We start from the raw sequence: 19635 nt of genomic DNA on the forward strand, positions 1-19635 counted from the left end.
ATCTTTTTTTGATTCGAACGAGAGAACGTCGAAAAGTCGATTGTAATAATTAAATAACTCAATGAATTCCTTTCGGTGTTGTGATTCTACTAAATTCGTAAAATCTAACATAAGGTTGATTTCCCTTACCGATTCAAAAATAACAGCCAATGTTTTAGAAACATTCAAATCATCTGATAAAGAGTTCTCAAATTTCTCTTTCCAGATTTTACATTGAGGATGTGTAAAATTTGTAAGTCCTTGACGCTCATAATCCGGTTCCGTTTCCAGAAGACGGTCTAAACAATTCTGTATCTTCCGGATGCTGTTTGCGGATTCTTCCAAACGATCCGTGGAAAAATTCAGTTTCGAGCGATAGTGAGTCGAAATCAAAAGAAAACGGATCGTCTTCGGATCGATTCCCTTTTGGACAAGATCGCGTAACGTATAAAAGTTCCCTTTACTCTTGGACATCTTTTGCCCGTCCACGAGAAGGTGTTCGGAATGAAGCCAGGTCCCCACAAAGGTTTCTTCCGGAAAGGCGCCTTCGGATTGTGCGATCTCATTCTCATGATGAGGGAAGAGTAGGTCGACCCCTCCCGTGTGAATATCGACCCCGCCGTGATATACTTTTCGAATCATCGCAGAACATTCCAAATGCCAACCGGGACGACCTGTTCCGATCTCTGTGTTCCAAGACGCTTCGCCTTCGACCTTCGGGCTTTTCCAAAGGACGAAGTCTCTCACGTCTTCTTTTTCGTATTCATCGGTATCGTAACGGGTTCCGGTTTTCATTCCGGAAGTGTCGATCTTACTGAGTTTACCGTAGTTCTCAAATTTCTGAATCGAAAAGTAAAGACTTTCGTCCTTTTCATAGACGAGACCTTTGCTTTTCAACTTTTGGATGATTTCTATCATCTCCGGAATCGATTCCGTCGCTTTGGGATAGTGTTCCAAAATTTCAGCGTGAACCGTTTTCAAATCTTCGAAAAAGGCGTCCGTCCAAGGTTTTGTAAATTCCTGAATGCTCTTTTTGGAGGCGATGGAATCGCGAATGATTTTATCGTCGATGTCGGTGATGTTCATCGTCATGTTGACTTTGTAACCGAGGAGCTTCAGGGATCTCCGAAGAAAATCCACAAAAAGAAAGGCCCTTAGATTTCCGATATGAGCGTAGTTATAGACCGTCGGTCCGCAGGAATAAACCGTTACGCCGCGGTTCGGATCGACGGGGGAGAATTTTTCTTTTTTGCCCGTAAGGGAATTGTGAAAATAAACTTCGATCATTCAGGAAAGAAGATTTCCCTCACAAATTCTAAGTTGGCTCCGTTTTGTTTGTCACCCTTTTGACCGGCTTCGTTTCCTTCGGTAGGATAGACCTGCATTCTTTTGTCGCAATTCATGTGATTGAAAAGCGCAAAGATCGATTTCGGATGGGAAATCTTATCGTCGAGACCGACGGAGACCAAGGTGGGAATTTTGATCTTCTTGGAAAAGTTTATACTATCATAATATGCTAAACTCTTTTTCATCGCGGTCTTTTTTGTTTTTGCGTTCGCAAGTTGAAGGTTGATTTCCTTCATCCAGCTTTTTTCGAGTTTGAGTTGGGTATCGTCTATATTGCAGAAGTTAGGAGTTTCCAGGATGAGACCTTTGACTCGGTTGGTAAAAGCCGCGCCGAACACGGCGAGGGAAGCGCCTAGAGATTTGCCGGAGAGGATGATCTTTTCACCGTCGATCCCGTCCGTCAATCTAAGGAACTCGATCGCGCGGATCACGTCCAGATACAAACCTTTCATATAAAAGGAATCCTTTCCGTCCAAACCTTTGGAAAAATAACCCGGAGTCCAATCCGGATCGGCGATCTCTCCTTCTTTCAGTTGCGGACGAACCAATTGGGCTCCATGACCTCGGAGATCGATGATGAGTTGTGCGACTCCGGTTTCGGTAAGTCCTTTGATGATTGCGGGTCTTTCATGACCGTAATCGTGAAAGTGGATTACGACGGGAAGATCTCCTCTTTTTCTCGGGATGACGAGGGTTCCCGTAATCGTAGCATTCTGCCAGGATTGAAAAGAAATGTCGTAAATCGTTTCCTTGATAATCGAACCTTTGAGGAGCGCCTTCGATTGTTTTTTAATCGGAAAATTCTTTAAATCGCGGATCGCCTCGGACCAAAATTCGTCGAGGTCAGCAGGGCTATGAAGCTCCGGATAGGTCTGAAAGCATTCGTCAAAACTGATCGCCATCAGGAAACATCGTTTTCACTTTACCGGTGGTGTAAAGTGTTCTTTTGAGGAATAAAGAGTCTGTAAGAGCAATACCGCGATCGTCATCGGACCGACCCCGCCCGGAACCGGAGTATAATAAGAAGAATGGTCTTTTGCCTTGGAGATTTCGATATCGCCCACGTTTCCGGGATTGTAACCCGCGTCCAAAAGAACCGCACCCTTTTTGATCCAATCCGCCTTGATGAATTCTGGCTTTCCAACCGCGCCCACAACGATGTCCGCTTGTTTTACGATCTCGGGAAGATTCTGCGTTTTAGAATGGCAAAGAGTGACGGTCGCGTTCATTTCCGTCAGAAGCATCGCCATCGGTTTTCCAAGAATTGGAGAACGGCCGACAACGACCGCGTTTTTTCCGGAAGGATTGATTCCGTATTCTTGGAGTAAAAGGACCATTCCGTACGGAGTACAAGGAAGATAGGTTTCGACACCCATGGAAAGTTTTCCGAAAGAAAGAGTGGTCACTCCGTCGACGTCTTTCTGAAGTGCGATCCGATCAAAGGCGGCTCTTTCGTCGATCTGGGGAGGAGAAGGGTGTTGGAGAAGAATTCCATCCGTGTTCGGATCTGCGTTTAGTTTGTCGATGACGGCTAACAATTCTTCCGTGCTTGTATTTTCTCCGAGACGAATCATTTCGGAACCCATTCCCACGGAATGACAGGCCTTGACTTTCATGGAAACGTAGGTTTCGGAAGCGGGGTTGTTTCCGACGAGGATCGTCGCGAGTTTGGGAATTCTTAAATTCTTAGCTTTCCGCTCTTCGATTTCCGAGCGAATTCCATCTCTGATCTTTTCGGAAAGTTTTTTTCCATCTAACAAAACCGGATTCATACTTCTCAGGATTTCCGGGCGGGCTTGTCTGTCAGGTAAAAAAATATCCTTTCCGGTGAAACCGAAAGCGTAAAATGGGTCCATGTCCGAAACACAAGTCGTCAGCAATCATAGTTTAGAAAAACACGTAGATCAGAAAGTAACCATCCAAGGTTGGGTTCACGGAATCCGAGGAAGCAACGCAAGACAATTTATCTCTTTGAGAAACAGCGGAAAGATCATCCAGGTCCTCGCAGAAAAAGAAATCCTCGGAGAAGAATTATTTCAAACCGTAAAACACCTCAAACAAGAAACATCGGTTTCCGCCATAGGAAAATTGGTTCGAAACGAAAAATCTCCGATCGGATTCGAGCTCGTATTAGAATCCCTGCAAGTCGTGGGAGAATCCGAAAATTATCCGATTACACCCAAGGAACACGGGATCGATTTTTTGATTTCTCAGAGACATCTCTGGTTGCGTTCTTCCAAACAACTCGCGATCCTTCGGGTGAGGGACAATCTTTCCTTTGCGATCCGCAAATACTTTCACGAAAGAAATTTTTTACTGATCGATACGCCGATTCTTACCGGATCCGTGGGAGAAAGCGCGGGAACTCTTTTTTCGACCGAATATTTCGATTTAGGAAACGCATATCTCGCACAAACCGGACAACTCTATCTGGAGACCGCGATCTTTGCGCACAACAAGGTGTTTTGTTTTGGTCCGACCTTTCGCGCGGAGAAGAGTAAGACAAGAAGACATCTCACCGAGTTTTGGATGGTCGAGGCCGAAGTCGCGTTTGCGGGTCACAAGGAGAATCTCAAACTCCAAGAAGATTTCGTAAAGACGATCATCCGGGAAACGGTTCAGAATTCATTAGAAGATTTGAAAGTATTGGAGCGAGATCCGGCACCGTTGCTCGCGTATTTGGAAAGAGAATTTCCTGTCATCGATTATACGAAGGCTCTCGAAATTCTTCAATCGAAAGGAGAGGACATCGTTTGGGGAGATGATATCAATTCCGAAAGGGAACAGATGCTGACGACAGAATACGGCGGTCCCGTTTTTATCCAGAAATATCCGAGAGAAGCCAAAGCGTTTTATATGAAGGTGAATCCGGAAGATCCGAAGACGGTTCTCAATGCGGACCTGATCGCTCCGGACGGAGTGGGGGAAATTATCGGAGGTTCGGAAAGAGAGGAGAATTACGAGAATATCGTCCATCGTCTCAAGGAAGAAAACCTCCCCGTGGAATCCTATGATTGGTATTTGGATCTGAGAAAATACGGTTCGGTTCCTCATTCCGGTTTCGGTCTGGGATCCGAAAGAATGATCGCTTGGATCTGCGGACTCCAGCACGTGCGGGAATGTATTCCTTTTCCGAGGATGATGGAACGACTTTATCCATGAAACGCGATCGATCGAGCGCCCATAGGGAGCCGAGATGCTGAGTTCAGGGAGCGCTTCGCTGAGTTAACGCGATCGATCGAGCGACCCATAGGGAGCCGAGATGCTGAGTTCAGAGAGCGTTTCACTGAGTTAACGCGATCGATTTTTTTTAAGCTGAATTTCCCTCGCCTGGCCGATAAGAAAAATAGAGGTATCCTATGGGTCAGAATTTAGCAGTATCCAATTTCACTTCCATTGAAGAATCGGCTTGGGAACTATTCGAAACGGGTTCCTATGAAGAAGTGATCTCGATTGCGAAGAAAAATCCGAATCATATATTTTTAAATCATCTGAGTGGAATTGCTGAGTTTGAATCCGGCGCGGAAACCGGGATCAATTATTTCTTAAAAGGATCTTCCGTCTTAAGTCCGCTCGTAGACGCTTATCTTTTAAAAGAAGGCGGGAAACTCAGAGAAGCCGCGAAGAAGTTTTACGAATACTTCCGTTCCTCCTCCGTTCCCGTAGCGTATTCCATTCTAAGAACCGGAATTCTTGTAAGCGAGGACGCCGTCGATTTTAAGACGGTTTTAGATTTACTCGCGATCTACAAAGGAAGATTTGCTAACGATTATTTTTGTAAAACGGAATTCTTTGCAAATTATCACACAAGAAAATATAAAGAAGCCGTACAAGTATTTGCGGAGAATGCAAAACGACTTACCGGAGAACGGGACGTTCTCGGAGCGCTCGGATTAGCGCTGGTTCATCTAGGAAACTTCGAGGAAGCCAAGACGGTTCTTCAGAGAATTCCAGGATATGAAGAACTTCCTACTTTCGAAGAAAAGAAAAAAGAATTTTCCGAAAAGATCGCGAGCATTCCGAAAATGGAAGCGAAGAGAAAGTCTCTTTCCTCCTCGGAACTGATCGATTTAGGTTTTGCTTATCTTTTCTCCGAGAATTTCAAAAAGGCGGAAGAAATTTTTAGCGAGCTGGTCGCCGCTCAAGGATAAGGGATCTAAAGAGGAATCTTTTTTGAAGTATAAAAGATTCCTCTTTCTACTGTTCTTCGTTGTTTGCGCAATCTGGTTTTTTAAGAACCGTGGCTTTGCGGAAAAGGAAGAGGGCATTCCTATCCATGAAAAGCGAGTCAGGATTTCTTGGCCGGAAGACTGCGGATTCGCTGAAAATTCCGCTCCCAACGAGAAATTTTTGGAAGGCGCCTGTGCGATCGCCCTGGAGTCTCTTTCGGAAAAACTGCCTAAAGATTGCGAATACGACAATTTTACGTTAGGCGAAAGCGGTCGCGTCGATTTTTATAAATACTTCCAATTCCATCAAATTCCGATCCGATTTTATCTTCTTTCCAACGGAACCTTCCTGGGTGAACTCCTTTGCAAAACCGGGGCTTACAATCAAAGTTTTGTTTATTTTATCTACGATGAGAGAAGTCTTCCGGTAAAAACGAAAATCCTGAGTTTCGAAAGTTACGATGTGGATACATCCGCAGAAGAAACCCGTTTCAAAAGAATCGAAAGTCAAAGCCTGATTCGATTTTATAAAAAAGAAAGCGGCGAATTGATCGCATTCTGGAAGCACCGAGGAATGGGGGATTGTGGAAGATTCTTCCGATACAAACTTTCCGAAAGAAATGAGACACAACTTATAGAGTTTCGAGCCAAGTTGGAATGCGACGGAAAACTCGCTTACTCCGCTGAAGAGATTCCGCGCTTATGGACTCTTTACGGCCCGATTCCAAAATCAAGATTGGAACGGATTCGAGAAGAAATCGTTTCTTGGATCGATAACTTCTGAAATAGAGTTCGAGTTTGAAGTAAGACGAAATCGAGATCCTCTCTTGTTTGAGCTCCTACAAAAGAGGAAAAAGCCCAACTTGAAAGTAGGCAATATCTATGATATCGGAAAGCCTTACGATTTTTGCCGACGTCCGCCAAGAAAATCAATGCAATACTTCCTATCGGATCGTTCGACTTTCAGGGAGAAGTCGTGGCAGCTCCTACAAATCTCACTCTATAATTTTTGCGGGCCTCACCCTGCGGCGCGATCCGTAGAAAGCGCCGCGCTTGAGTTTAGGGTGGAGAGCGTCCGCGGGAAAAAAAAGGAGGACTTTTCTCTATCAGAAAAGCTGCATATTCTCAAGGAGAATTTTCCGATAAAATTTTGTCGTAACTCCGACAAATCCGAATTTTAGACCTTTACAGCGAAATCCTATTGAATTCTGGGATTAAATTTTGCGAACAAGTTTATAGCGAACCTCGTCACTTATCTTTCAAGATGATCACCCTGCAATTTTTGAGAGCGTTCTTTGTTTTCGGAGAAGCCAACAATTTTCTCGCATCCTCGCTTGCGATCACGGGGTTTACCGGATAGTGTCCCGTGACACCGAGCGCTGTCACGAAGTAAGGTTTCATCCCCGCGATCGGAGAACGAAACGCTTCTTCCGGAGTTTTCATATAACTCACGTAACCGTTTTTCACCGCATTCTCTTTGGAAATAAAATAGGGGGAGTAAAGGCTGTTCCCTTCTTCGGAAAGAATTTCCGGAAAGAGAGCTGTTTCCATTTTGAGATGTCTCGCATCCACGATGAGAGAAGTAAATTCCGCGGCGAGCGTGGGAGCCGGATATTCCGGAAACGTTTCGGTTTCATAGGAAAGAAAAACGTGATTCAGAATTCCTCTCTTTCCCTTAAAGAGGATCGTTCCTTTTGCGACCGCCTGATTTTCCACAAAGTTGACCGTATTCAAAATCGGTTCTATCTCGTAGATCTGGTTGAAAATTTCTCGAAACATAGAATCTTCTTTGATCTTTTCTCTCAGAGTAAATTCGGAATCCAGTTTCAGAGTATCGATCTTTCGAAAAAGATACTTCTTCAATTCTTCTTCCGCGGCGTTCGCCGCTTTCTTTCTGGCTTCCGTAAGATTTCTTGCTGTATTCTCGGCGCCGAAATCCGGATCTTCGACCGAGTAGGTCAATTTAGGAAGTTTGAATTTAAGAATTTTCTGAATTTCTCCTTTTTTCCAATTGATGACCGTATCCGTAAAATCGCTGGTTTCAAAAGAAAAGATCCTATGAGTCGGAAGGAGAATGAAAAGGATAAGAAAAAATCTGATTTTAGAATTCATATTTCTGCGCCGGGTTCGATAGAATGTTCTTCTATTTACTTCGGCAGATTGTCGAATTCTCTTCTTAAATCTTCTCGGTTCTGGATGAGTTTCGCGGGAGGAAGCGACTTCAAAAGGTCCTTTCCGTAGGTTTTTGTAAACACCCTCGGATCCAAAATCGTAACGATTCCGGTGTCGGTTCCCGATCGAATCAGACGACCGAATCCCTGTTTCAAAACCGTGCAGGCGTAAGGAAGTTGTAATTCCGCAAAGGGATTTCCACCGGATTCTTTTAACTTCTCGCTTTTGGTTTCGAGCACCGGATCGTTCGGAACCTGGAACGGAAGTTTGGCGATAATCACCGATTTGAGTTTGTCGCCTCTGATATCGATCCCCTGCCAAAACGTGGAGACTCCGAATAATACGCTGTTAGGCGTTTCCAGATACATCTGTTTCGCTCCGTCCGGTCCCAGATCGGATTGTGAAAAAAGCGGAAGATCCGTATAAGGACGAATCGTTTCGTAAACCAGTTTCAGAGATTTGAAAGAAGTAAAAAGAACAAACGTGTTACCTTGGGTCAATTCGATCAGCCAGAGAATCTGTTTTGCCAGGTCCGCGTGGTAACCGTCCGGATCTCCTACCGGATCCCGGATTTCTTTGGGAACATAAAGGAGCGCGTTTTTTTGATAAGGAAACGGAGAAGCCACTACCATACTTGCGGCGGGAAGATCTCCGATCTTCTTTTTAAAATATTTGAAATCGTTTCCGGCGATGGAAAGAGTCGCCGAAGTGAATACGATGGATTGCATCTTGGGCGCGAACAAGTCCTTGATGATCTTATCCGGACTCATCGGCTCCATGCAAATTTTGTAATAGATCTCTTTCGAATTCTGGTCCGGAGGTTCAATCCAATAGACGAGCCCCGGATCTTCCGTAAGACGAAAGGATTCAAGACCGACCGCGATCTGTTCCATTCTTCCGGACAACATTTCCAGGACGAGAGAACTTTCCTTTTCTGTAATGTCTTCGCTTTCCTTGGATAATTTGGAAAGATGTTTCTGAAGAATTTCGGTGATCTCAGAAAGCACGCTCGCGAACGCGCCCCGATCGAGTCGGAGCGGCTTTTTGATTCTCTGCGGAGTGTAGAAGTTCAAAGGAACTTCTCCGGAAAGGGCGTTGAAAAAAACGGTGAGCGCGTCTCCCGCTTTGGAAACCAGATCTTTGAGTTGATTCGAACCGATTTCACCCGCGATTCCGGTATTTTTGGAAGGAAGCCAAATCTGTTGCAGAAGTTTCTGAATTTCCTGGGAGCGGATTTCCTGACGAAACGAAGAACCGATTATATCCGGAAAGTTATGCGCCTCGTCTAAGACGACTCTACTGAACTCTGGAAGAATGTTGAAGTCGCTTGCGATATGCGCCGCGAGAAGATGATGATTGACGATAAGAATATTACAACGTTTCCACTTTTCCCTTTCCAAAAAATAATAAGAATGGGAGAAGTTGGGACAATTCCTTCCCAAACAGTTGTCCGCTTCTCTTGTCACCTTGTTCCAAAAATCATAGGAAGCGGTTCCCGGAAATTCCTGCTTTCTTCCCGACTCCGTATTTCGGATCCATTGATTGAAGGAATCCAGATGAGGAATCATCTCGGGACCGAAGGTTCCATCGCGCATAACGTGATTCATCTTTCTTTTACAGACGTAATTGGAAGCCCCCATCGCCACTTCCGCTCTCAGATCGACTCCGAGAATTCTCGAAACCATCGGAATGTCCTTTAACAAAAGTTGTTGCTGAAGCGACTTTGTCTCGGTTGAAATTACTACCGGTTCCTCTCTTTCCATGGAACTCAGAGCCGCGGGGATCAAATAAGCGAGAGACTTTCCGACTCCCGTTCCGGCTTCCGCGATGAGATGTTTTCCGGAGGAAAGGGCTTCTTCGATTCTTTGAGAAAGTTGTATCTGGCCGGATCGGGGTTCGAAATCGTCCCAGATCGCGGAAAGTTTATCAAAATACTCGGATGTTCGGTTCAATGGTTTCTGGTTTTAAAAAGTTTATAAATGCAAAATAAGGAAAGCCCCGTAACCAAAAGTAAGGAAAGGGACATGATCAGGGTTCCCTGAAAGTTTAGACCGGTCATCTGCGCAAAAAATATCATTCCGCTTTCAATCTCCTTTCCTTATAAACCAAGGCGTAGTGGACGAGAAGAACGATCAAACTGAATACGATCAGGATTCCGAAAAATACGGACCTCGAAATGAGAGCTCCCATTCTCGCGATTTCGGGAGAGGTTCCTTTGGAGATCGCCTGTGTAACCATCGCGTCCACGCTCATTCTTTCAAAGTAGCTCGGAAGATTCTGAAACAAAAACGCGACAAAAACAACGAGCAAAAACGCGGGAGTGATGTATTGGATTACGAACCAGAAGAATTTCGGAAGTTCCAGATGAGAACCTTCGTTCCCGTCCTCGAGGCCTTTCTTGGCGCCGACCTTCCAACCGAATAAGAAAATCTGAATACTCGCAAGAATAAAGATCAAAACCGTTCCGATCCAAAAGTCGGCGAGTTCCAGCGCCTGAAAATTCTGATTGAAGTAAAGAATCGGAAAACATAGACTTCCGGTGAAAATAAAGAGGATGATACTCGAAACCTGTCTTCTCAGGCCGAAGGATTCTTCCAAAAAAATGATTCCGGGCTGGAGCATCGTAACCGAGGAAGTGATCGCCGCGAGAAATAATACAAAGAACCAGATCGCGCCGAAAAATTGACCTCCCGGCATCATCGAAAAAACGGAGGGAAGCGCGATAAAACCCATTCCGAAGGTTCCGAACTCGCTGATCGAACCGCCTAAGAAGAGATAGGCGACCGGGATCGTGATCATACCTCCGATCGCGACTTCCACAAATTCATTCAGAGAAGCCGCAGAGAGAGAAGAGAGTACGACGTCGTTGTCTCTCTTGAGATAACTCGAAAAAACGAGGGCGATTCCGAAACCTGCGGAGAGCGTGAAAAAGATCTGGCCCGCAGCGGCGATCCAGACCTCGGATTTTAAGAGAGCGGACCAATCCGGGTTCCACATTCTACCAAGTCCTATATCTATATCGTCTAACGTAAGAACTCGGACTAAGATGACCGCGGAGGATATGAGCATCAGAGGAACCGCGATTTTCGCAAAGGATTCGATTCCCTTCGAAATTCCGCGGTAGACGAGAGCGAAGTTTAAGGCAAAACAGGCAAGGGTCGCGTAAAAAATTTTACCGGAAATCGCGTCCCCGTTTTCTTTCGCTCCCGTCAAATTTAGAAAGTAACTTCCGGCGGCCTTGATGATTTCGGGTTGAGGGGTTTGTCCGTCCGTGTTGAATCGAATCTGACCGGTTAAAAATTCAAAGGAATAGGCGAGGCACCAAGCCTCAATAAAAACGTAATATACGTAAATGAGAATGGGAACCGTAACTCCGATCGCGCCGACGATTCTGAGGGGAAAACCGGAGAGAAAACTTTTGAAGAGGAAAGGGGCGCTGTGACCGGTACGGCCTCCCATTCTTCCCATGATCCATTCGGTAATACAGACCGGGATTCCGACCAGAACGAAGCTGATGATATAGGGGACCATAAAGGCTCCTCCGCCGTTGGCGACCGCTTGTCCCGGAAAACGAATGAAGTTTCCGAGACCGATCGCTCCGCTTGCAACGGTGAGAATCAGTCCGGTTCTGGATTTCCAGCTTTCTTTTGGGGGTTCCTTACTCATGCTCTGGTTCTTGCAAAACGTACGCCAAACCCCAGACTGTCAAAAGAAAAGCGGAGATTCCTGTAAAAAAGGAGACATAAGAATGATAAGAACGGTGTTCCTGGAAGCCCAATCGCAAAAATTGATAAATGTCAATATGGCAGAAAAAAATAGAATTCTTGCAAAGAATTCAGTCTAAATTCTAAACCAGTGAGGGAAGACTTGTGCGGATCCTAAACGAAACCGAAAAGAGCCTAAACTTCCGGAGCGATCCGTTGGAGATCCGACGATCTTCTGTGAAAACGCGCGCGCCCCACCCTGATCTTGGGTGGAGGGGAGTGGTGGCGGGAGAACTTCGGAAATTTTCCCATATCAGAAACTTCTACGTTTTGCAAGTGCAAAGTTTTTTGTCGGAGTTCCGACAAATCCTAAAAGGGAGATCCTCACGCGGTTCACTTCTTACCCGAAGATACGGAATAAGCCAAAAGGGAGAATAGCATTCGATGAAATTAGATAAACTGACTACAAAACTGAACGAAGCCTTGAGAGACGCTCAGTCTCTGGCGGAGAATTCGGGAAATCCTGAAATCAGCGAAGAACATATCATTCGAGAAGTGATCGCACAATCCGATGGTCTGGCCCCGCTTTTGATTTCTAAATTGGGATTTCCTCCAGCGTCTTTCTTAAAAAAGACGGAGGAGTTCCTACAAAAACTTCCGAAAGTGGGAGGTGCGAGCGCGGACGTAGGATTTTCAAGATCGGCCGTCGCGCTTCTAAAAGCGGCGGACGACTTAAGAAAAGAACTCAAAGACGAATATTTATCCACGGATCATATTCTTCTCGGACTCATGAAGAATGGGACTGGACCTCTCAAAGAGGAATTTCTCCGCCTTGGATTAGAATATTCTAAATTACTAAAAATCACTTTGGAAAATCGAAAAGGAAAAACGATCATGGACGATTCACCGGAAAGTAAAACGGACGCTCTTGCGAAATATGCAAAAAATCTAAACGAGTTATCCAAACAGGGAAAACTCGATCCAGTCATCGGAAGGGACGAAGAAATCAGAAGAACCATTCAGGTTCTTTCCAGAAGGACAAAAAATAATCCGGTTCTCATCGGAGAACCCGGCGTGGGTAAAACCGCAATCGTGGAAGGTCTTGCAAACAAGATCGTTCAAGGAGAAGTTCCAGAAGGAATCCAGAATAAAATCATCTATACTCTCGATCTGGGTTCAATGATCGCCGGTGCGAAGTATCGCGGAGAATTCGAGGATCGTCTGAAAGCCCTCCTCGACGAAGTCAAGGCGAGCGACGGAGAAGTCATCCTTTTCATCGACGAGATTCATACTCTTGTGGGTGCGGGAGCGACGGAAGGAGCATTAGACGCTTCTAATATGCTCAAGCCGATGCTTGCACGCGGAGAGCTCCGTTGTATCGGTGCGACCACTCTCAAAGAATATCAGAAATACATCGAAAAGGACGCGGCCTTAGAAAGAAGATTTCAACCGGTCATGGTAAAAGAACCGTCCGTGGAAGAAACCGTGACGATTCTTCGCGGGCTCAAAGGCCGTTACGAGCTGCATCACGGAATCCGTATCACGGATTCGGCGCTGATCGCGGCCGCGACGCTTTCCAACCGTTATATCACGGATCGTTTTCTTCCGGATAAGGCGGTGGATCTTATCGACGAAGCGTCTTCTAAAATGAGAATAGAGATCGATTCCATGCCGGAAGAATTGGATCGCGCGAGCAAACGGATCCAATCTCTCAAGATCGAAAGAGAAGCCTTAAAGAAGGAACAAGACTCGGCTTCCAAGGATCGTCTGAAGAATTTAGAGAAAGAACTTTCCGATCAAGAACAGAACTTTCAGACCTTAAAAGCGAGATGGGATTTGGAAAAAACAAAAATCTCCCGCTTGAAACAGATCAAAGAAGAGATAGAAAAATACAAAAATCTCGAAGCAGAGGCGGAAAGAAGAGGGGAAATCAACCGTGTCGCGGAGATACGTTATGGTAAACTCGTCGATCTTCAAAAAGAATTCGAAGCCGCAAACGAAGAATTGAAAAAACAATCCGCCACTTCCAGACTTCTCAAGGAGGAAGTCTCCGAAGAGGACATCGCGAACATCGTCTCTCGTTGGACCGGAATTCCGGTTTCCAAGATGTTACAAGGTGAAAAAGCGAAACTTCTTTTGATGGAAGACGCGCTCAAAGCCAAGGTGATCGGTCAAGATCACGCGCTCAAACTTGTGTCCGAAGCGGTCCAGAGATCGCGCGCGGGAATCGCGGATCCGAATCGGCCGATCGGAACTTTTTTGTTTCTCGGACCTACCGGCGTAGGAAAGACGGAAACCGCAAAAGCTCTCGCCGAATTCATGTTCGACGATCCGAACGCAATGCACCGGATCGACATGAGCGAATATATGGAAGCGCATTCGGTCGCGAGACTGATCGGAGCCCCGCCGGGTTATGTGGGTTATGACGAAGGCGGTCAACTCACCGAGGCCGTTCGAAGAAGACCTTATTCCTTGATTCTTTTTGACGAGATTGAAAAGGCCAATCCGGACGTTTTCAACATATTCTTGCAGATTCTGGACGAGGGGCGATTGACCGATGGAAAGGGGCGTAACGTAGATTTTAAGAATACGGTGATCATTCTGACCTCCAATATCGGTTCCGATATCCTCGGCTCCGCAGAATACACTTCGGAAGAAAAAGAAAGGCTCGTGGAGCAAAGGTTGAAGAAACAATTCAAACCTGAATTTTTAAATCGAATCGATGAGGTGATTCTGTTTCATTCGATCACGGATTCCGTAATCCATAAGATAGCGGATATCCAGTTGGAAATTCTCAAACAAAAGGCAAAGGAAAACGGTCTCGATGTGGAATTCACAAAGGCTTTGAAGGACTACGTCTCTAAAGCCGGTTTTGATCCGGAATACGGAGCGAGACCGCTCAAGAGACTCATCCAAAGGGAAGTCGGTAACGTGCTGAGCCGTTATATACTGGATGGAAAATTCTCCGAAGGACAAAAGATTAGCGTAGATTACAGAAACTCGAAAATCACCGTAATCTAAAGTATCAATCTTTCCTTAAGTCGTCCTTCTTTCTCCAATTTCGGGGACGAGGGTCGGCTTAGGGGTTTCTTTTTTCAAAACCAAATTTCTCAAATCCTTGGGAGAGAATCCGGTAAAACGAATACAAGCCCTATGAAACGGAGAATAAGAATTGAATCCGCATTCCAATCCGATATCGATTAGATTTTTATTTGTTTCCTCCGAAATCAATCTTTTCGCTTCTTCGATTCGATTCTGATTGATAAAATCCGTAAAACTTGTGTTCCGATATTGGTTCAAATACAAAGAAGCCTGGTGGACCGAAATTCCCAAATAGGCGGAAAGATCCGGAAGACGGAGCTCTTCGTCCAAGAAACGTTTTTCCTCCAAGAAAGATTTCAGTCTATCTTCGATACGAGCGAGATCGTTCTCCTTTAGCAAACCCTTGTTTTCGGGAGAATCCGCCTTCCTCCGATTTGTCTTTTCCTGAATCAAAGCCACGCTTTCTTTTCTTCTATTCAATCTTTGTTCGATCGAAAGGGAATTCATCGACTTTTTATCCGTTATGACTGGCGCGTAGATTTCAAGCAAATGGAAGTAAACCAGCAAAAGCCCCGGTATCACGTTGGATATCAGATGATATCGAAGATCGTTTTTGAAGATTGCAATCATATCTAAGATCAACGCGAAGGTCATAAAAAAAGCCATCACTGTTAGGTGATAGTATATCTTAGGCAGCTTCCTCATATAGATGGAAGTTGTAATTTCCACAAAAGTATAGGAAGTGATCGCAATGCTAGTAAGATTTCCGGCGACGTTGAACGTGATTTCATCCCGAAAAATAAACGAAAGAATAAAATCGATCGCGAACGTAAAGAGAAGATTGATCCCCGCGTCGTTGTTTCGAATTTCCAATCCGATCGATTTCCTCATAAGGGATCTACACATCAAACAGGAATAGATGATCAATCCGAAGAACAGGAGGGACAAATCGTAATGACTTCCGCTTTGAGACTGCAATAGATAAAAGTCACTGTCGCCGCCTATGTAGAGAAATAGACTGATACAGATGAAAGTAATTCCATAGAGTACATTCATTCGATTTTTTTTGAAACGATATAACCTCAAGAGGCCGATCGAAAAACCGAGGTAAATCCCAATCAAATGAAGGTGATTGATTATTTTATCAAAATCAAAAATCATAATTCTCCGTAAAAGCTATCTTCCAGATTGCGCTCATTCCATTTTGTTTTCAAATTTCCAAATTGCATGTGACTCTATCCAAATGATCCCTTGCTGATTTTGTTTTTATAAAAAGAGATTCAAATTCACGGCGCAACCGCAGGGAGTCTGAATTCATCTTTTTTACTGAGAACAACTACTCTGGAGGGAATCTAAATTTGCAATTAACTTGCTATAAACTAGAAGCACTATTCTATAACTTAGCTTTTGCTTTGATTACAATTATAAATCAGTAAATTTGCTTACTTGTAAAATTTTTGTCGAATTAAAAGTTTTGCTTCAGAACTAAGTAGCCCGCATTAGAATGTTTTTGACATATCCATGTCTTCAAAAAAGGAAATAAAAAATTTCAAACATGGAATTCGATCATCCCTTTTGGTGATTTGAAATTGGAATCTCTGTATTGCGAAGCCTGAGAACTCGCAAACTCCGTGTAACAAGGCATTTGCGAGTTTTTGCTTCAAAAAATTTTCCTTTTTATAATCCAAGAAGAATCAGTCCGCTTTTTGCTATATGATTTAATTCTTTTGGAGGCCAAACTATGAAGCAGGATATGGGAAATTCTATATTCAATCAGCTTAAGACGCAATCACTGGCTTTGCTTCTCTGTTTTTTTCTTTTTTCCTGTTTGAAAGACGTGAATGAGAGTAGTTTTAAATTTTTCTATTTACCGACGTCCCTTTCCAATATAGCAAGTCCGTTTGGCTCCAACGGGAACGTAGGAAATTCAGCCAATTTTTCCATTTCCGGCGGTAAAAGCCTCTATGGTGGAATCTATTACGCTTCTGCTATGACTTCTGGCCGAACAGGGTTGAACCTAAATCTCACCTTTGCAAACGTTGTCGATGGAACGGAGCTTCGAGTCTGTTTGAACAATCCTGGTTGCGGAACTGGAAGTCTGCTCCACAGTACGGTCTTGGCCGCAAGCACTGCGAATTTAGATTTGAATCTTTCCATTCCAGGAACCTATCCAGTCAACGTAGGGGGAAATTCGTTGAACGTCTCTCTGGTAAAGGATTCCCAAATTATAAATCAAAAATCAGTTTCTATGATCTACGATAATTCGGCCCCCAGCTTGAGCCTTTCTGTTTTGGGTGGAACTTATACTTCAACTCAGAGTTTGAGCGTTACCTGCACAGATTCGATCTCAGGTTGTAAGGATTTAATTTATACCACCGATGGAACGGATCCTTCCCTTTCTCTTCTTCAGGATTTTGATCCGTTGCAAATTGTGTTCGGCTCCGTTTTTCCGAGTTCTTTCGGAATTGGAAGCGGAACCATTACGATTAAGATTCTTGCTTCCGACAGAGCAGGTAATTTAGTAGGACCCGTATCTGCTACCTACACGGTCAATTTGCCTCTGACTCCGGCTCCAACGTTGACTCTCAATTCGATTCAGAATGGAACAACAAACGGAAGCAGCGCTACTTCGGTCAATTGGACCTCTGATTCCGCTGGAGATTATTTTATTGTCCCGACTTCTACGGATTGTTTGAGTATTACGCCCGGAGTGACGATTGCGTCGGGAACTCTCGTCGCTCCGGATACACAGGATACGACAGTTCCTACCGGAGCTTTTTCTGAGGGAAATAATTCCTTCAAATTGTGTCTCTTGGACGCTTCCAATCAAGTAGGAAGTTTTAACTTCAATATTACTCTGGATACGTCCGCACCGACTCTTGCTTCCACGTCTCCGTCAAACGGTGCGGTGGACACCGACGTTTTTAATCGGGATTTGATTCTTACTTTTAACGAATCGATGCAACCTGGGAATACGATCGAAATACACGCGTTAGTCACCTTTGGAAGCGGCGGCGGTTTGACGACCGTAGAGCTTACTCTTCCGAGCAGCGTAGGGGTTCAATGGATTTCGGGAACGGTTGTTAAGATAGATTTGGATTCGATTCTTCCCGAATTCAGTTTGATCAAAGTAAAAATTCTTGCTGCTAGTTTTAAGGACGTCGCGGGAAATCCGCTGATCGGCGATGGAACCGGATATTTTTATTTTTCCTATACTACGGGAGGAATGGTCGCTCTGAGGAACATCATCGATTCCAATCAGCCGGGATGTTTTGATACTGCAGGAAGCGGCATCGCCTGCGGAGGAACCGGTCAAGACGGCGCATTCTCCGCTACTCCTTCTCTTCAGTCCATTTCTACTCCTAATTTTTTAGGAGGATTTACGAACGATCCGATCAGCGTTGATTCTACTAGCGGGCTGACTTGGAGAACCTGTGTGCAAGGAATGGAATGGAACGGGACGACCTGTGCCGGGACTCCGACCGAGGTAAATTGGCCGAACGCTTTATCCAGTTGCAGTTCCTTAAACGAAAGAAACACAAAACAAGGTTATGCGGGTTTGAAGGGCTGGAGGCTCGCGACGATGGACGACTTTCATTCTTTGATTACTTTTCCATCCGGAACCTCCGGTTATACTTTTGTCGCCCCGGCGAGTTTTCCAAATTTTCCGAGCAACGCTTCCAATCAAAGATTTTGGAGTTCGACGACCAATCGATCCAATACCTTGTATGCGTTCGTACTTCGTAACTTTGGTGCGAGAGTTTTTACATATAATAAGAATAATTCGAACGACGGTTATTCTTACTACGCGTTCTGCGTAAACGGAAATCCATGAGTGGAGGCAAATTCAAATGAAATGGGGACGAGTTTTTTTACCCTGGTTTTTTTTGGGAGTTCTATCGGTGAACGCATATACGGGACCTTTTACGAACATAGGAGACGGGACCGTTTTGGATCAGAAGAGTGGTTTGGTTTGGCAGAGATGCGCTTCCGGTCAAGGAAGCGCGGGCGATTCTTATACCGATTGTAGTGTGGGCGCCGCTAATGCGGTCGCCTGGACAGCCGCGCTCGCTTACTGTAATTCTTTGAATTTGGGAGGAGGCGGTTGGAGACTGCCTTCCGTGAAAGAACTCGTTTCCTTGGTGGATTACTCGAAGACGGCTTCCCCATTTATAAATCAGACTTTTTTTCCGAATGCCGCCGATAGTTATTGGACTTCTACGACGCATCCTTCCGGGAGTTATAAATTTCAGGCTTACCAAGTAATTTTTACGAGCGGAACTTATGATACATTCGATAAAGCGACTTCCGCCGTTCGGGTTCGTTGCGTAAGATAAAACGATTTGTACGCAAAAAAGGGAAGCGATTGCTTCCCTTTCTCTTTAGGAATTTAACCCTTTTTTAATATTCAACTTTTTGAAGGAAGAGTTCTTCTTTTTTCATTTTTAGGGCTTTGGAAGCGAGGTTTTTAAAATCTTCAGGCGGTTCCAAAAGTCCGAGTTCCACTTTGGAAAGAAACGGAGTGGATACCTTTAATTTTTTTGCCATATCGTATTGTTTGATTCCCAATTCTCTGCGTTTTGCCCAGAGTCGATTGGTGAGCCCTTCCGTAAATTCAGGATAAACATCCTCAACTACTTGCTCGTTAAACAATCTATCAAGAGTGGTTTTCAAATATTTTGCACAGGAGATTTTGAACTTTTCAGTAGGATCCTGGCTTCCTGTTTCGATTTTAGAAAGGTAGCTAGGAGATACTCCAAGCGCTCTTGCCATATCGTATTGTTTTATACCCCTTTTTTTTCGGAGCATGTAGATGTGGTTTTTCATTCAATTCCCCTCTCAAAGTACCAACCTAATTTTATAAGACAAAAATTCAAGAAAAAATTTCCAACACTCTTGCCACAGGTTTTCTCTATATGTGTTAAATAAGCCAAAAGGATTACTGTAACTAACTATAATTTAGGACAAGAAAAATGATCCGCCTCACAGGATTGGAAATAAATTCTTTCCTGAATTCGGTTTTGAGAAAGCGAAATTTTTCACCGGGATTTTTCCCGCATTTTAAAGATCCCCTTTTGCTACCACTCAAAAACCCGCCTTCATTCTAACAGTAATTCCTAAATCATAATTTCGGAATTATAGATTTAGCTTTCTCAAAACCGAATTCAGGAAAGAATTTATTTCCAATCCTGTGAGGCGGATCATTTTTCTTGTCCTAAATT

Annotated in this window: 15 protein-coding genes; 6 read left to right on the top strand and 9 right to left on the bottom strand. The window is 44.4% G+C overall.

All coding sequences use genetic code 11. The features are described 5' to 3' along the window. The 3 genes from cysS to folD all read right to left on the bottom strand — a co-directional run. Positions 1–1266 (bottom strand): cysteine--tRNA ligase (cysS, locus tag CH376_RS20445; protein WP_100788337.1); only part of this gene is annotated, 1266 nt, incomplete at its 3' end. Further along, the gene (locus CH376_RS20450; RefSeq protein WP_100784446.1) at positions 1263–2228 is read right to left on the bottom strand and encodes an acetylxylan esterase; all 966 of its coding nucleotides are present in this window, start codon (positions 2226–2228) and stop codon (positions 1263–1265) included. The genes cysS and CH376_RS20450, both read right to left, overlap by 4 nt. A gap of 15 nt (positions 2229–2243) precedes the next feature. Continuing rightward, entirely contained in the window at positions 2244–3098 is an 855-nt protein-coding gene (folD, locus tag CH376_RS20455) for a bifunctional methylenetetrahydrofolate dehydrogenase/methenyltetrahydrofolate cyclohydrolase FolD (protein ID WP_100784511.1), read from the bottom strand. A gap of 82 nt (positions 3099–3180) precedes the next feature. Between folD and asnS the strand changes: the two genes are divergently transcribed. The 3 genes from asnS (at position 3181) to CH376_RS20470 (ending at position 6279) form a co-directional block, all read left to right on the top strand. Next, a complete protein-coding gene (asnS, locus tag CH376_RS20460; protein ID WP_100784447.1) occupies positions 3181–4488 on the top strand; it encodes an asparagine--tRNA ligase in 1308 nt (435 codons plus the stop codon). 197 nt (positions 4489–4685) lie between these two features. Continuing rightward, positions 4686–5477, top strand: coding sequence for a tetratricopeptide repeat protein (locus CH376_RS20465; protein ID WP_100784448.1), 792 nt, complete (start codon positions 4686–4688; stop codon positions 5475–5477). 22 nt (positions 5478–5499) lie between these two features. Then, on the top strand, positions 5500–6279 hold the full coding sequence (locus CH376_RS20470; protein WP_165781690.1) for a DUF1176 domain-containing protein: 780 nt from the start codon (positions 5500–5502) through the stop codon (positions 6277–6279). Between the two features lie 464 nt (positions 6280–6743). On the opposite strand, the gene CH376_RS20480 is transcribed toward CH376_RS20470, so the two are convergent. The 4 genes from CH376_RS20480 to CH376_RS20490 are packed head-to-tail and all read right to left on the bottom strand — an operon-like array spanning position 6744 to position 11333. Next, positions 6744–7607, bottom strand: a complete 864-nt coding sequence (locus CH376_RS20480) for a hypothetical protein (RefSeq protein ID WP_100784451.1) — start codon at positions 7605–7607, stop codon at positions 6744–6746. A gap of 35 nt (positions 7608–7642) precedes the next feature. Then, positions 7643–9619 (bottom strand): ATP-dependent DNA helicase, encoded by a 1977-nt coding sequence (locus CH376_RS20485; protein ID WP_100784452.1) that lies wholly within the window; start codon positions 9617–9619, stop codon positions 7643–7645. After that, a complete protein-coding gene (locus CH376_RS24755) occupies positions 9616–9744 on the bottom strand; it encodes a hypothetical protein (protein ID WP_276328256.1) in 129 nt (42 codons plus the stop codon). Before CH376_RS24755 ends, CH376_RS20485 begins: the two co-directional genes overlap by 4 nt. Then, positions 9741–11333, bottom strand: a complete 1593-nt coding sequence (locus CH376_RS20490) for a sodium:neurotransmitter symporter family protein (RefSeq protein ID WP_100784453.1) — start codon at positions 11331–11333, stop codon at positions 9741–9743. Before CH376_RS20490 ends, CH376_RS24755 begins: the two co-directional genes overlap by 4 nt. A 482-nt stretch (positions 11334–11815) precedes the next feature. Between CH376_RS20490 and clpB the strand changes: the two genes are divergently transcribed. Continuing rightward, complete coding sequence (gene clpB / locus CH376_RS20505; protein WP_100784456.1) at positions 11816–14392, top strand: ATP-dependent chaperone ClpB; 2577 nt, start codon at positions 11816–11818, stop codon at positions 14390–14392. A 15-nt stretch (positions 14393–14407) separates the two neighbouring features. Here clpB and CH376_RS20510 read toward each other — a convergent pair whose 3' ends face one another. Next, positions 14408–15469 (bottom strand): helix-turn-helix domain-containing protein, encoded by a 1062-nt coding sequence (locus CH376_RS20510; RefSeq protein WP_165781691.1) that lies wholly within the window; start codon positions 15467–15469, stop codon positions 14408–14410. 685 nt (positions 15470–16154) lie between these two features. Between CH376_RS20510 and CH376_RS20520 the strand changes: the two genes are divergently transcribed. Both CH376_RS20520 and CH376_RS20525 read left to right on the top strand, forming a co-directional pair. Beyond that, positions 16155–18248: an Lcl domain-containing protein gene (locus tag CH376_RS20520; RefSeq protein ID WP_100784458.1), complete on the top strand. Its 2094-nt coding sequence runs from the start codon at positions 16155–16157 to the stop codon at positions 18246–18248. 16 nt (positions 18249–18264) lie between these two features. Next, a complete protein-coding gene (locus CH376_RS20525) occupies positions 18265–18750 on the top strand; it encodes an Lcl C-terminal domain-containing protein (RefSeq protein WP_100784459.1) in 486 nt (161 codons plus the stop codon). 64 nt (positions 18751–18814) lie between these two features. Here CH376_RS20525 and CH376_RS20530 read toward each other — a convergent pair whose 3' ends face one another. Beyond that, a complete protein-coding gene (locus CH376_RS20530) occupies positions 18815–19222 on the bottom strand; it encodes a helix-turn-helix domain-containing protein (RefSeq protein ID WP_100784460.1) in 408 nt (135 codons plus the stop codon). Positions 19223–19635: the final 413 nt, after the last annotated feature.

This window comes from Leptospira adleri, assembly GCF_002811985.1.
In the GTDB taxonomy this organism is placed as follows: Bacteria; Spirochaetota; Leptospiria; order Leptospirales; family Leptospiraceae; genus Leptospira; species Leptospira adleri.